We start from the raw sequence: 15,400 nt of genomic DNA on the forward strand, positions 1-15,400 counted from the left end.
AAGCGATGGATTGCAAGGATAGTAGAGGTAGTTAGTTAGTTAGTTTGCTTTTTATCAGTGAATATCGTATTTAACATAATATACATTATGCGCATAACCGTATTGAGGTTGCTAGATGAGTTATCGAGCATCATAGTCTAATACAGAACTTTAAACTCTTAATAAGCTATCTACGTTCACTGTATATCTATTTCGGCCTTTAAGTTTTGATTGATATAAAGCCGAGTCCGCTTCTGTAATAAATTGCACTTCAGACACTAAAGTTTTTTCTTTAAACGCTTTTACAGCGATGCCAATGCTAATCGTTAAGCGATCGTCTATTTCACTGAACGAATGAGGTATTTGAGCATTGTATACTGCTTTGATTAGCTTTTTAGCCATTAGCGTCGCACCTTTCTCATCGGTCACAGGCAATATACAGGCAAATTCTTCACCACCGTACCTTGCTATAAAGTCTGTTTCTCTAGAAACCTCATTGGACAAAATTTGTGCAATTTGTTTTAGACATTCGTCGCCTTTGGCATGTCCATAGTTATCGTTATATGGCTTAAAGAAATCTACATCTATAATTAATAAAGATAACGTACAGTTATGGCGTTGTGCAGCATAAATTTCACTAGTAAGACGATCGTCAAATGCACGGCGATTATTTATTCCCGTCAATCCGTCTTGTGATGATAGCTCTTCAAGCGTTTGTTTTTGAAGCTCAACGGTGTTCGCAAATATATTGAATGTTTCAGCAATGTCTGAAATCTCGTCCGTGCCGTTATCAACGACATCTTCTGTACTGCCGTTTAAGCGTTTGTTCACGCTAACATTAAGTCTGATTAATCGAGCAACGACTTGCTTTTGTAAATAGTAAACAATAAAAATAAATATTATTAATGAAACTACAAAGGCAATAGTTACTAACGTCAATTGTGCAGAGATTGCTTCTGTTGCCGTTCTAGTGTCTGTCATTACGCGAGTGTTAAGGTTAAAAGATTGGTATTCGGCTTGATTAGCGTAATCTATGATTAAGTTTCTCATAAAATTGCCGCGGCCAATACTTCGTCCTTCAATTCGTAATTGCTTGATTCTAGTTTGAACTAATCCGTCTGGCGCTAGCAAAACCTGGTTTAGTTTCATTATCAAGTTTCGATTTGATCCTTGATCTGTATTTTCTGAATTATTCAGAATGTTATCGATTTCGGCAAAATTCTCTTTCAGTTCAGCTTCTAGTTGCCTTACCAGGTGAAGCCTATCTACATAGGCTAGTTGACCACTGACCGCAAAAATATTAGCGATGTTAAAAGCAATGTTAGTTCTAGTATCATCTTGAAATTTAATAGATGGCATCTGATTAAATAATGAATATAACTGAGCCAGTTTTTCATCGAAGCTAGTTTTGTTTTCGAGTCGCTGCACGATTAAGTCATCTAGCTCTTCTAATTCAATAGTTAGTGCCTTTAACTGAGTAGCAAGGTAGCTCTGGGCGTTATTATTGAGGCTTAAAGCTTTTAGCTTTAACAATTGCTCTTGAATTTGTGCAGTGGTAGCTCGTTTTGATGATTCTGAATTAACTTTAATTAATCGCTCGGTCAGAGAGATTAAGCTATTTACTTGACTATAAGTCTGGCTTGTTTGTATTACGGAAGGAATTGATTCTTCAGTTATGTTTTTGAGTACATAACGAAACTCCGTTAAATGAACGAAGGTTAATAACGTTAGTCCAAGAAAAAGCGCAAAGAATATAGATAGTCCAGTCAATAACGTCGCTTTTATTGATTTTCTTTTTCCGTTTGGATGATAATTTAAGTCTGAGTTTACTATCTCAATAGAGTCAAAATCATTTTTACTTGCAATAGGATTAGTCACGTATCACCTCGTGTATACGCCCTTCTATTTCCGGTAGAACACCTCCTTGCTTTCTCATGTGTAATATCAGAATTTGCGATAGCATAGGGCTCACGCGTGACCCGTTCGTAATTTTTTTGGCGCTAATAAATGCTTCATAACCGTCGCCACCGTTTGCAAGATAGTTTGTTGTACCTATTGAGTAAGTTTTATCCAAATCTAAAAGTTTTCCAGCAACAGTAACTTTGTTAATTCTGCTCCCAATGGGTTTAGTTCTATCAAACACAAAGGACATCCCAGAAACTTGAGGGAATCGGCCTTTAACGTCAACAATTTTGGAAACGCCATTTTCCAAAATGTCCAGGATTTGCTGGCCTGTAGCCTCTATAATAACGAGTTGACTTCGAAATGGCAGTTCAGTCACTATGTCTCTCATAGTCCAAGTATTATTTGCATCATATTGACGGTCGCCACGAATAACCCCGCTATTAATTATTCCAATATCAGTATTTAAGTAAAATCTAATGGCGTCTGTGACCATATTACCAAATACGGTTTCGCTTGTTCGTATTGATAGTTTCCGCGTGTCGACTGCTTTGTCAAAAGTAGCTACATCGATATTAAGTAAACGGTTTAAGCGGTTTATATATGAATCTGACTGGTTTGAAATATCATCATCTATTGGAAAGTTATTTAAAAATAAGGTACTAAAACCGGTTGTTACCTTAGCATTTGAATTGATCGTTAAGTTAACTAAAAGCAATTCCCCCGGAGATTTTAGGTAAAAATGATTAGGGTGTTTTATTAGCTCATAGTTGTTGGTTTGGACATAAGCTTTGTCAGTCATAAAGGCGATGTCGATAACTTCTTCATTCATTAACATTTCGACAGTTGGTGTAGGAACGGAATACAAAAGTACAACGGCGTCTGCACCATTTGCCTTTAATTTTTTTGCTTCAGATTCAATTGCCTCTTTAACCGGCAATATAGTAAGCCTTTTTAACAGATACTCTTCGATAACCGAGTTATTAACGATGGATAACACCCCTATTGAAACATTTCCCTTTTTAATGATGGAAGAACGCTGAATTCCGTCTAGGTTTTCTTTAGTTGCTGGATCAAGAAGGTTTGTGCCAATAATTGGAAATGCCGCTTCGTATGCCCTTTGTGAAAGCTCATCTTCTGAGTAACTAAATTCTCGCTTCGTCACACCCATAGCATCAGGCTCCAAACTATTAAGAATGTCAATAATATGGGAACCTTTATCAAATGAAGACATAGGACTAGGACCAATTGAGCCACCGCCAAATAGAAAAAATGAAGGGCCTTGCTTAGAACGAACTAAATTCAGAAAAGAGGATAACCTGCGATAATCGCCATGGAGCTTATTCTCAATAAGCGGCATATCACCTGTAAAAACGATATTCGCTTTTTTAATATTAAGTGGTTGTGCTAAAAGTTGCGGATTAAAGAGGATAGAAAAACCAACAGCCGCTACAATATGTAATATTTTTCTCATATCCTCTCAATTTATGATTAATTAAGTTCTTTGTCTACCCAAAACTTTGTGCCTTTAACCATAGCCTGTAAAGCTAAGCCATTTTCGGTAAACGTGTAGACGGTAACATCGCCATAATATGCCTCACCTTCAACGGAACCACCTTTACCGCTTGCCTTTGCAGATGCGTCAGCGTTGCCACCGAAAGTCCAGCCGTTAGTAACAAAATCATTAATCGCATCGGCAGAATGGAAGACCATAACAATTCGATAGTCTTTAACGCCAAACCCAAGTCCAACTCCACCTTCCGCCATGTTCATATATGTGGTTTTGCCCGTAACTTTATCATTTACTAACCCATAGCCAGTACCTGCTGCAAAAAATAATAGGTTGATATTTGCATTACTAAACACTGCATAACCCGGTGCTGTTCCAAGTTGTGCGCGAGTATCAGGTTTTGTACGATATAACTCAGCAAGTACTTCACGTTCCATGTCTAAAATTATTTGTCTTTTATCTTCAACCGAGCCTTCACCCATTGAGGCGCAACCACCAATTGCTAAGCTTACTAATAAAAATGTCAAAAATAATATGTTTTTCATCACTTATCCTTTTAGATATTTATGTTTCTTTAACAACTATATACCTAAAAAACAAAAAAGCTTGGTATAAACCAAGCTTCAATTTAAATGCTGTTATATATCCGCTTCATTGTTTCGATGGGATCTTTAGATTTAGTAATTGCGCGTCCGATAACTAAATAGTCGGCTCCTGCAGCAACAGCACTCTTAGGTGTCATTATACGCTTTTGGTCGTCAGTGGATGCTTCTTCTGTGCGAATACCAGGCGTTACAAGTTTAAAGTTGCTGCCAAACTTCTGTTTTAGCATTTTCGCCTCTTGCGCTGAGCACACTACGCCATCTAGCCCAGCGTCAAAGGCTAATTCTGCCAAAAATTCAACTTGCTGTTCAGGAGTTTTATCGATGCCCAAATCTTTTAAGTCTTCTTGACCCATGCTTGTTAAAACTGTAACAGCGATTAACAGTGGTGCTTTTTCACCATAAGGCTCCAATATTTCTTTTGCTGCCTTCATCATTTTAGTGCCACCGGAAGCATGCACGTTAACCATCCAAACGCCTAGCTCCGCCGCAGCTTTAACAGCTTTTGCGACTGTGTTAGGAATGTCATGAAATTTCAAATCTAAAAACACCTGAAAACCACGGTTATGAAGTTCAGTTACAAACCCTGGCCCGAAATGCGTGAACATTTCTTTTCCTACTTTTAATCTGCATAAGTTTGGATCTAGGCGTGATACCAGATCTAATGCTTCTGATTGTTTATCAAAGTCTAATGCTACTACTATTTTGTTATCCAACACTGTCTCCAATTTTTATATCCCATCTAAACCTGTTAGCGGTTTAATTGATTGCCAATTATTACAAGCAGGACACCGCCAGCTGAAGTTATTGGTTGAAAAGCCGCATGACTTGCATTCATAGTTTGGCTTTAATTCAATATATCGCTTAATCAACTGCTGAAGTTGCTTATAATGCTCGTCTGACATAAACAATTCTTTTTCAAGTTCTATTAGCTTGCCAAACCCTCTAACACTCGGAATATATTGAAGTTGTTCAATTACATATTGGCGAGCGGCTTCAACGCCCTTTTCTTTTGCTATAAAATCAGCCATTTGATTATGCGCATTAACACTATTTATCTTTTTTTCTTTTATTAACCAGTATAACCATGCTGCTTGCTCAAATTCATTTACAAAACATTCAGGTGCAATGTCAAATAAAGCCGGCGCAAAACTCGGTTCTTTATCTAAGACTTGTACAATTAGCTCTCTAGACTGTTGTTTGTTATTTAATAGCAAGTATAGCTTAGCCATTGAAACTAAGCTTCGTATACAATTTGAGTTAACTTTAATTGCTCTTTTATACAGTTGTTTTTTTGACTTTATATTGTCTGATTGGTCTGCTAATTCACAGTAAAAATGACTGACCATTTGACGACTATTGTCCGACAACATACTTGGTTTTGTATTTAAGTATGCTTCAATTCCCTGCTTCCACTCTCGTGTTTGCTCGTAAATATGAAGGATCATAAGCAAAGCTTCATTAGCATGTTCGGAGGTTAACAATGGGAGCAAAGTCTCTAGTGAGTGCTCAAGCATGCCAGCAGAAGTGAAGTCTTGAGCTAATTCAAGTTTGATAATCTCAAGTTCATAACTAGGAATCTGTATCTGATCGGTTTGGACGAGGCCTTGATGAATGGATATGGCTTTATCTATTTCACCTTTTTTTCTGAAAAGTTTTGCTAATGTTAGATAATTTTCAATATTTGCAGGTGTGTCGTCTAAATATTGGATGAGACGATCGAAAGCCTGTTCTTCTTTATTATTTAATAACAAAGACACACTGGAGTTTAATGCTTTGTTTAGTGATTTTTGTTGCTGAAGCATTTCCTTCTTGGCATTGTGTTTTCCCATTACCCAACCATAGGCTACTGCAATAGGTAAAAGTAAGAACAGTAATTCAAGCATTTACTTTTTTTACTACCTTACGAATAACGAAGCTAAGAAGTGTTAACAAAATCCCAACAAGCACTGAAGATGCTAATAGTATTGATAATGGCAACGATAGTTTGACAAATAGCAGGTTGATATCAACCAAGTGACTATTTTCACTTCCCAACGCCAAAGCAATTAATATAGCAACAATAAAAAATAGAAACGAAATCAATCTCAAAAGCCTACCCCTTACATTAGGGGTATAAGGCTATTGTATGTTATTCAAGTAGTCAATTAACGATTACTTAAAATCCACTCTTTCTCGTAATTCTTTACCCGGTTTAAAGTGAGGTACGTATTTGGCATCTAATTGCACTGACTCACCTGATTTTGGGTTACGCCCTACTCTTGGTGCACGGTAATGTAATGAGAAACTACCAAAGCCACGTATTTCTATACGATCACCACTAGACAAACACTCTGCCATATTGTCAATAATACTCTTTACAGCCGTTTCTACGTCTTTAAGAGGAAGTTGAGGGTGTTGTTCTGCTAATTTTTCTATTAATTCTGACTTAGTCATCTATTTCACCTAAAATTGAGATAAAAATAAGGGAGCAATTAAGCTCCCTTATAGTTATAGCTCATTTAAATTCAAAAGCTTAGTCTTTTTGTGCATTTTTAAATGCAGCAGCCATCGCGTTTTCGAATTCAGGAGTTTGATTTTGAAGATTATCAAGTACTTGCTTCTCTTCAGCTTCGTGTATCGCTTTGATTGATAAGCTGATTACACGGTTCTTACGGTCAACGCCAACAAACTTAGCTTCAACTTCTGAACCAGCTGTTAATACAGTAGATGCATCTTCAACGCGCTCTGCTGAAATTTCAGAAACACGGATATAACCTTCTACGTCAGTACCTAGCTCAACAGTCGCTCCTTTAGCGTCAACGTCTTTGATAAGACCTTTAACTAAAGAACCTTTCTTGTTCGCTTCTAAGTATTCAGAGAACGGATCAGAATCCATTTGCTTAACACCTAGAGAGATACGCTCACGCTCAGGGTCTACTTGTAGAACAACAGCTTCGATTTCGTCGCCTTTCTTGAATTCACGAACTGCGTCTTCACCAGAAGCATTCCAAGAAATGTCAGATAAGTGAACAAGACCGTCGATGCCGCCATCAAGACCGATGAAGATACCGAAGTCAGTGATTGACTTGATGTTACCTGAAACGCGGTCACCTTTGTTGTGTGACTTAGCGAATACTTCCCAAGGGTTGTCTTTACATTGCTTAAGACCAAGTGAAATACGACGACGCTCTTCATCAATTTCAAGAACTAGTACTTCAACTTCATCACCTAAGCTAACAACTTTAGATGGGTGGATGTTCTTGTTTGTCCAATCCATTTCTGAAACGTGAACAAGACCTTCAATGCCGTCTTCGATTTCAACGAAACAACCGTAGTCTGTAAGGTTAGTAACACGACCTTTAAGACGTGAAGACTCTGGGTAACGAGCAGCAATGTCGCCCCAAGGATCTGAACCAAGTTGCTTAAGACCAAGAGAAACACGGTTTTTCTCTTTGTCGAACTTAAGTACTTTAACATCGATTTCGTCGCCAACTGCAACGATTTCGCTTGGGTGCTTAACGCGTTTCCAAGCCATGTCTGTAATGTGAAGTAGACCGTCAAGACCACCTAAGTCTACGAATGCACCGTAGTCTGTAAGGTTTTTAACGATACCTTTAACTTCTGAACCTTCTTCAAGGTTAGCTAGTAATTGTTCGCGCTCTGCTGAGTTTTCAGTCTCGATTACCGCACGACGAGAAACAACAACGTTGTTGCGCTTCTGGTCTAACTTAATTACTTTGAATTCTAACTCTTTGCCTTCTAAGTGAGAAGTATCACGAATAGGACGTACGTCTACAAGAGAGCCAGGTAGGAATGCACGGATGCCTTCAACTTCAACAGTGAAACCACCTTTAACTTTACCAGAGATAAGACCTGTAACGATCTCTTCTTCTTCACAAGCTTTTTCAAGACGAACCCAAGCTTCGTAACGCTTAGCTTTTTCACGAGAAAGAATAGTCTCACCGAAACCGTCTTCGATTGAGTCTAAAGCTACGTCTACTTGGTCACCAACGCTAACTTCTAATTCACCAGCGTGGTTTTTAAATTGTGATGCAGGGATAGCAGATTCTGACTTAAGGCCAGCATCAACTAATACAAGGTCACGTTCGATAGATACGATAGTACCTTTAACGATTGAACCAGGGCGTGTTTCGATAGTTTGAAGGCTTTCTTCAAATAATTGTGCAAAATTTTCTGTCATGAGTTTTCTTCATTAGTTCCAGTGCGGCGTTCCTGCGACAAAGGGGTTGATTTTTAACTTGTTACTTCCATGCTAACAAGGCTGTCTAAATTAAATTTCGAACTTTTTTTCAATAACTTGAATAAGTTGTTCGTATACTTCTTGTGCCGATATAGAAGTAGAGTCAATACAAATTGCATCGTCAGCTGGCACCATTGGCGCCACACTTCTGTTCATGTCTCGTTCGTCACGAGCCTTGATATCGTTCAAAAGGTCGCCGATTTTAACATCGTGGCCTTTCTCTTTCAACTCTTTAAATCTTCTATCTGCGCGTTCTTCCGCACTCGCTGTCAAAAACACTTTTACTTCAGCTTCTGGGAATACAATCGTACCCATATCACGGCCATCTGCAATTAAGCCCGGCAATTGTTTAAAAGCTCTCTGGCGTCTTAATAAAGCCTCCCTCACCCTTGGTAAAGCAGCAATTTGAGATGCAACGCCGCCTACTTCTTCATTTCTGATGGATAGGGTAACCTCTTCGCCTTCAAGAATTATTTTTGAGGTGTTTTCTGCTGAGAGGAATTGAACATCTAGGTGTGCAGCTAAAGGAATTAAACTTTCTTCGTCGGAAGGATCGACTTGGTGGTGTATTGAAGCTAAGGCTAATACTCTATAAATGGCGCCACTATCTAAGATTTCCCACCCTAGTTTAGAGGCCAACAGACGACATACAGTGCCTTTCCCTGCGCCGCTTGGTCCATCTATAGTGATGACCGGTACTGATTCTTGCATAAATACTCCACTCGCTGAAATTGCGGGCAGTATTATACTTGAATCTGAGTAAATTTAAATTAATTTAATTTTACCGGTCCGCCACTTTTATTACTTTATGATTAATTGTGTAAACCGTTCAAAATAATCCGGAAAAGTTTTACTCGTAACCTTAGGGTTATTAATAGTTACGCTATTTTCAGCAAACCCTAACAGCGAAAAGCACATAGCAATACGGTGATCATCATAAGTGTCAATATCGGCATGTTGTATCGTTAATGGCGGAGTAATGGTAATAAAGTCCGGCCCTTCAACAACATCAGCCCCTACCTTTTTTAATTCGGTCGCCATTGCAAATAGACGATCCGTTTCTTTTACACGCCAATTATAGATATTCGAAATCGTTGTTGTACCTTTGGCAAATAAAGCTGTAGTGGCAATTGTCATCGCAGCGTCGGGGATATGATTCATGTCTTGACTCACGGCGACTAAACTTTTATTCGATGAAACTCGGATGTGATCATCAAAATATGTCACTTCTGCGCCCATATCAGTTAGCACGTCAGCAAATCGAATATCACCCTGGACACTATTTTTCCCAACACCATAAACATTTACTGGACCACCTGATATCGCACCGGCGGCTAAAAAGTATGACGCTGAAGAGGCATCACCTTCTACCATGTATTTTTTTGGTGATACGTAGCATTGGTTGTCATCAATAACAAACTCCGAGAAATTATTATTTTTAACATGAACACCAAATGTATCTAAAATAGCTATTGTCAGATCGATATAAGGTTTGGAAACTAATTCTCCGATGATCTTAATAGTAACCTTTACCTTAAGTAATGGTGCCGCCATAAGTAGCGCAGTTAAAAATTGGCTTGAGACACTTCCGTCTATCTCTAAATCGACGGAACCGTCTAAGCACTTAACATATGGCGCAATAGCTAACGGTGGGAAACCGTGATCGTTCATATAGTTAACGTCTATACCTAGTGGCTGCATAGCGTCAATTAAATGCTCAATTGGACGCTCAAACATACGTGGTTCACCGGTCAAAGTAGAAGATATATTGCTAACAGCTAATATGGCGGCTAATGGTCTCATTGCCGTTCCTGCATTACCTAAAAACAGCGGTGCGTCCGGTTGTCTAAATACACCACCATTACCAATAACCGTGCACTCTGTCTTATCGTCACTCAGTTTTGTTTTTACACCGAGTTGTTCAAGCGCCACTAACATGTGCTTTATGTCGTCACTGTCTAATAAATTGGTAATGCGCGTTTCACCCTCACACAAGGCCGCCATTAACAATGCTCTATTTGATAAGCTTTTAGAGCCAGGTACGGTAACATCGCCTCTAAATTCTTTTATATGAGGCATAACTAATTGTTCAATAACTGCAGACATAATTTCCCTGAGACTAGGCGTTTTCTAATTCAAATTTTTTCATGAAGTTTACCAAAGCTTGGACCCCTTCAATTGGCATAGCGTTATATATACTAGCGCGGATTCCACCAACACTTCTGTGGCCTTTTAATGCGAGAAGCCCAGCTTGCTCTGCTTGCTCTAAAAATTTACTTTCTAAATCAGTATTTTTTAGGAAAAAGGTAACATTCATTCTAGATCTGTTTTGCGCTGCTACTTTACTATAAAACAACTGCGAGTCATCAATTGCTTTGTATAGCAGCGCTGCTTTTTCGATGTTAACTTTTTCTATTTCAGAAACACCGCCTTTGGCTATTAACCACTTGAATACCAAGTTTGCTAAATAAATGGCAAACGTAGGTGGTGTGTTAAACATACTTTCTTTTTCAGCGGTTAACGCATAATTAAAAATGGACGGAACATTATTCTGGCTTCGCTTTAGTAACGCGTTTTTAATGATTACAATAGTAAGTCCCGACGGCCCAATGTTCTTTTGGGCACCAGCATAGATCAGGTCAAAATCATTTACATCAATAACACGAGATAAAATAGTCGATGACATATCGGCAACAACACATAAGTTACGCGATACTTTTTTTGGTGATTCGAATACTTCGATACCATCTACAGTCTCATTTGGACAATAATGAACAAAGTCTACCTCGTCATCTAATTGCCATTGTTCTACAGGGAGAACCGAATAAAGATTATTGTCATTTATAACCGGCTTAGTTTCTTTTATTTGCCCAAATTTCTCGGCTTCTTTAACTGCATCTGCAGACCAGGAACCTGTCGTGACATAATGTGCGCCATCAGTGCTACCTTGTTTTAACAAGTTTAATGGTACTGCTGAAAATTGGCCTCGCCCGCCACCATGCATAAATAAAACACTATAGTCTTTAGGTATATTAAGTAAACGTGTTAGACCTTCGACCGCTTCGTTATAAACGTTAATAAACTCTTTGCTACGATGACTCATTTCCATTACAGAGCAACCCGTATTACTCCAGTCGAGTAACTCTGCTTGCGCAATTCTTAAAACATCATCTGGAAGCTTTGCCGGGCCCGCGCAAAAGTTATATTTAATCATAGTGTTCTCAAAAGAAATGAACGAAAAAGTGGAATAAAGACTCTAACTCTATGAAACCGATTTCTCAACTCAATTTTGAGGTGGTTTACATATAATTTCATAATTGAAATGGAACAGGCTTACCTTGTTGTTTTAACGCACTCACTTTTAATAAATTTCTAAATAAAAAACAAAAAAGGCCCCTTTAAGGAGCCTTTAGATAAATATTTAAGTAACAGTTTACTGTTCGTCGTCTTCCGCTACATCTTTTGAGTCGGCAGGACCAGTTGAGCTGCCTTCACCTTCTGCTGATTCAATCTCTGATTCCGTTGAGTCTTGCTCAAGGTCTGAGCCTTCAACAATGATTGGATTTCCATCTTCATCCAATTCAACTTCTTCTTCGATTTCTTCAATACGAGCTAGACCAACAACAAGTTCGCCGTCAATTGTGCGTATCAAACGAACACCTTGTGTGTTTCGACCAACAACAGAGACTTCCTCTACTCTTGTTCTTACTAAAGTACCTTTGTTACTAATGATCATGATTTCATGATTATCAGCCACTTGAGTAGCACCTACCACCAAACCATTACGTTCACTAACTTTAATAGAAACAACACCTTGAGTTGCTCGACTCTTTGCCGGGTACTCATGCTGTGGTGTACGTTTACCGAAGCCGTTTTCAGTAATAGTTAAGATATTATCCTCATGATTAGGGATAATAAGTGAAACTACTTTCGCATCGTCTGTTAACTTAATACCACGCACACCCGTTGCTGTACGTCCCATTCCACGAACTTGATTTTCATGGAAACGAACAACTTTACCGTTTTGTGAGAACAACATGATTTCGTCTTCACCATTCGTGATGTCAACGCCAATCAATTTATCGCCTTCATTCAAGTTTACGGCAATAATACCGTTTGAACGAGGTCGAGAGTATTCTGTTAATGCTGTTTTCTTAACGGTACCGTTGGCTGTCGCCATGAAGACAAACTTACCTTCTTCAAATTCACGAACAGGCAAAATAGCGGTAATTTTTTCATCTGGGTCTAACGGTAAAATATTTACTATTGGACGACCACGAGATTGACGACTTGCAAGAGGTAGCTGATAAACTTTTAACCAATACAAGCGACCAAAGTCAGAGAAACATAGAATCGTATCGTGTGTATTTGCAATTAATAACTTCTCGATGAAATCTTCATCTTTCATTTTAGTTGCAGACTTACCTCTACCGCCACGACGTTGAGCTTGATAGTCAGTTAACGGCTGATACTTGGTATAACCCTCATGAGAAAGCGTTACAACAACATCTTCTTCATTAATTAAGTCTTCTAAATTAATATCATGCGAAGCGTCGCGAATTTCTGTGCAGCGCTCGTCGCCGTAAGTCGCACGTATTAATTCGATTTCTTCACGAATAACTTCCATTAAACGCGCTGGGCTACCTAAAATCTCTAGTAATTCAGCTATTAGCTCCAAAAGCTCAGCATATTCACCAAGGATTTTTTCGTGCTCTAGACCGGTTAACTTATGAAGTCTTAATTCTAAAATCGCTTGAGCTTGTTGTTCAGTCATAAAGTACTGACCGTCACGAATACCAAACTCATCTTCTAGCCATTCTGGACGTGCAGCATCATCGCCAGCACGCTCCAACATTGCAGCAACAGAACCTAGGTTCCATCCACGAGAAGTTAAGCGAACTTTTGCTTCAGCTGGCGTTGGAGAGGTCTTGATTAGCTCAATAATTTCGTCAATATTTGCTAATGCAATGGCTAGCGCTTCTAAAATGTGTGCGCGATCTCGAGCTTTGCGTAAGTCAAATACGGTTCTGCGAGTTACAACTTCACGTCTGTGCGACAAGAAGGCTTCAAGCATTTCTTTTAGGTTGAATATCTTTGGCTGACCATGGTCAAGCGCAACCATGTTGATACCAAAAACCGTTTGCATTTGAGTTAATGCGAATAAGTGATTTAGAATAACTTCTGTTGGCTCACCACGTTTAAGTTCAATAACGATACGCATACCGTCTTTATCAGACTCGTCACGAAGTGCAGAAATGCCCTCTAGCTTCTTATCTTTTACTAATTCAGCAATCTTTTCAATTAAGCGGGCTTTGTTAACTTGGTAAGGTATTTCGTTAACAATAATTGTATCTTTACCCGTTTTTTCATCCGTTTCGATTTCTGTTTTAGCTCGGATATAAACTTTACCACGACCGGTGCGGTATGCTTCTTCAATGCCTTTACGGCCATTAATAATAGCACCCGTTGGGAAATCAGGGCCTGGAATATGAGTCATCAACTCTTCTAGGTCCATGTCAGGGTTATGTGATAAGGCTAAAGTAGCATCGACAACTTCACGTAATGAGTGAGGAGGTATGTTTGTTGCCATACCAACAGCGATACCAGACGAACCATTGATCAGTAAGTTAGGAACCTTGGTTGGTAACACCGCTGGAATAAATTCGGTACCATCATAGTTTGGAACAAAATCAACTGTCTCTTTTTCTAAGTCAGCTAACAGCTCGTGAGCTAGTTTTTCCATACGTACTTCGGTATAACGCATGGCAGCCGCTGAGTCACCGTCAATTGAACCAAAGTTACCTTGGCCATCAACTAGCGTATAACGTAAAGAGAAAGGCTGAGCCATACGTACAATCGTATCATATACGGCGCTGTCACCATGTGGATGGTATTTACCTATTACATCACCTACTACACGAGCAGACTTTTTGTAAGGTTTGTTCCAGTCATTACGCAATTCGTTCATTGCGAATAATACACGTCGATGTACCGGCTTTAATCCATCACGTACATCTGGTAACGCTCGACCTACAATTACGCTCATCGCATAATCTAGGTAACTGGTTTTTAATTCTTCTTCAATATTAATCGGGCTAATATTGTTGGCAAGATCTGTCATAAACGCACTGTTCCCTGCAACTACTTTAATGAAGTTTTATTGTTATAAAGTCAGCTCGCGATTGTAACACAATGACGATAACTGGCTAGTTTAAATTAGTAATTTGTCCGACATCTAATTAAACATCAATCTATAACTTTTTTATACAAAAACAAAATTTTTCTACTTCAAAGATCATTGATCCATCTTTATAATAAATTTTAGTTGTGTCATCTTACCCTGGTGGCGATAAATTAATGGATCAAAATGAAGCCTGAACAGAATCCTCAAAATATAACTAATGTTGATGATAGTGAAATCAACAAGTTTAACTCTATAGCAGCTGCTTGGTGGGATAAAGAAGGAGACTTTAAACCTCTACATTTATTGAACCCTACTCGTGTTGCATATATCCAAGAAAAAACAAATGGTGTAGACCAGCAAGTTGTTTTAGATATTGGTTGCGGTGGTGGTATTTTTGCTGAGCAATTGGCTAAGTTAGGTGCTGATGTCACTGGTATCGATCTCGCTGATGACTCGCTAAATGTTGCCCGACTTCATGCTATGGAATCCAAAATAGCGAACGTAGAGTATATAAAAGCTAGTGCAGAACAATTCGCAAATGAATATCCAGATAAGTATGACATAGTTACTTGTCTTGAAATGCTGGAACATGTACCTGATCCTGAGTCTGTTGTCCGTGCGGCAATTACATTATGTAAGCCTGGAGGAAAGGTATTTTTCTCAACACTTGATAAAACATTCAAAAGTTATTTATTAGCGATTATCGCCGCAGAAAAGTTATTAAAAATCGTTCCTGACGGAACGCATGACTTTGATAAGTTTATTAAACCAGCGCAGCTCATTGGATGGGCTGAGCGCCATGGTGTAAAGGTTAAAGAAGCAGTAGGTGTACATTTTAATCCGTTTACCGAACAGTTTAAGATTAAACCAGGGGTAGATGTAAACTATTTAATCTACTGTGAAAAACTGTAACTAAAGTGGGCTCGTTTTGAGCCCTTTTTTATGAATTTTTTCGAATAAAAAAAAGATCTTTTTTTAGT

The 15,400-nt window shown here is 38.7% G+C and carries 13 protein-coding genes; 1 reads left to right on the forward strand and 12 read right to left on the reverse strand.

Annotated elements, in window-relative coordinates; all coding sequences use genetic code 11:
• Positions 1–150 precede the first annotated feature (150 nt).
• The 12 genes from ACZ1GV_RS06265 to gyrA form a co-directional block, all read right to left on the reverse strand.
• The gene (locus ACZ1GV_RS06265; protein WP_472675721.1) at positions 151–1,857 is read right to left on the reverse strand and encodes a diguanylate cyclase; all 1,707 of its coding nucleotides are present in this window, start codon (positions 1,855–1,857) and stop codon (positions 151–153) included.
• Entirely contained in the window at positions 1,850–3,355 is a 1,506-nt protein-coding gene (locus tag ACZ1GV_RS06270; RefSeq protein ID WP_472675722.1) for a bifunctional metallophosphatase/5'-nucleotidase, read from the reverse strand. The genes ACZ1GV_RS06265 and ACZ1GV_RS06270 overlap by 8 nt, the downstream gene beginning before the upstream one ends.
• A 17-nt stretch (positions 3,356–3,372) precedes the next feature.
• The gene (locus ACZ1GV_RS06275) at positions 3,373–3,936 is read right to left on the reverse strand and encodes a lipid-binding SYLF domain-containing protein (protein WP_472675723.1); all 564 of its coding nucleotides are present in this window, start codon (positions 3,934–3,936) and stop codon (positions 3,373–3,375) included.
• Positions 3,937–4,019: 83 nt separating this feature from the next.
• Positions 4,020–4,712, reverse strand: a complete 693-nt coding sequence (gene pyrF, locus ACZ1GV_RS06280; protein WP_472675724.1) for an orotidine-5'-phosphate decarboxylase — start codon at positions 4,710–4,712, stop codon at positions 4,020–4,022.
• 12 nt (positions 4,713–4,724) lie between these two features.
• Complete coding sequence (locus tag ACZ1GV_RS06285) at positions 4,725–5,879, reverse strand: hypothetical protein (protein WP_472675725.1); 1,155 nt, start codon at positions 5,877–5,879, stop codon at positions 4,725–4,727.
• Positions 5,872–6,084 (reverse strand): lipopolysaccharide assembly protein LapA domain-containing protein, encoded by a 213-nt coding sequence (locus ACZ1GV_RS06290; protein WP_472675726.1) that lies wholly within the window; start codon positions 6,082–6,084, stop codon positions 5,872–5,874. Before ACZ1GV_RS06290 ends, ACZ1GV_RS06285 begins: the two co-directional genes overlap by 8 nt.
• 63 nt (positions 6,085–6,147) lie before the next feature.
• Positions 6,148–6,429: an integration host factor subunit beta gene (locus ACZ1GV_RS06295; protein WP_210559476.1), complete on the reverse strand. Its 282-nt coding sequence runs from the start codon at positions 6,427–6,429 to the stop codon at positions 6,148–6,150.
• Positions 6,430–6,508: 79 nt separating this feature from the next.
• Complete coding sequence (rpsA, locus tag ACZ1GV_RS06300; RefSeq protein ID WP_472675727.1) at positions 6,509–8,176, reverse strand: 30S ribosomal protein S1; 1,668 nt, start codon at positions 8,174–8,176, stop codon at positions 6,509–6,511.
• A gap of 90 nt (positions 8,177–8,266) precedes the next feature.
• Complete coding sequence (gene cmk, locus ACZ1GV_RS06305) at positions 8,267–8,947, reverse strand: (d)CMP kinase (protein ID WP_472675728.1); 681 nt, start codon at positions 8,945–8,947, stop codon at positions 8,267–8,269.
• A 90-nt stretch (positions 8,948–9,037) separates the two neighbouring features.
• Complete coding sequence (aroA, locus tag ACZ1GV_RS06310; protein WP_472675872.1) at positions 9,038–10,330, reverse strand: 3-phosphoshikimate 1-carboxyvinyltransferase; 1,293 nt, start codon at positions 10,328–10,330, stop codon at positions 9,038–9,040.
• A gap of 25 nt (positions 10,331–10,355) precedes the next feature.
• Entirely contained in the window at positions 10,356–11,450 is a 1,095-nt protein-coding gene (gene serC / locus ACZ1GV_RS06315) for a 3-phosphoserine/phosphohydroxythreonine transaminase (protein WP_472675729.1), read from the reverse strand.
• Between the two features lie 219 nt (positions 11,451–11,669).
• Positions 11,670–14,357 (reverse strand): DNA topoisomerase (ATP-hydrolyzing) subunit A, encoded by a 2,688-nt coding sequence (gene gyrA / locus ACZ1GV_RS06320; protein WP_472675730.1) that lies wholly within the window; start codon positions 14,355–14,357, stop codon positions 11,670–11,672.
• 246 nt (positions 14,358–14,603) lie between these two features.
• On the opposite strand from gyrA, the gene ubiG reads away from it, so the two are divergent.
• Entirely contained in the window at positions 14,604–15,332 is a 729-nt protein-coding gene (ubiG, locus tag ACZ1GV_RS06325; protein WP_472675731.1) for a bifunctional 2-polyprenyl-6-hydroxyphenol methylase/3-demethylubiquinol 3-O-methyltransferase UbiG, read from the forward strand.
• The last annotated feature ends 68 nt before the right edge of the window (positions 15,333–15,400 follow it).

This window comes from Psychrosphaera sp. HA2-10 (assembly GCF_055693745.1).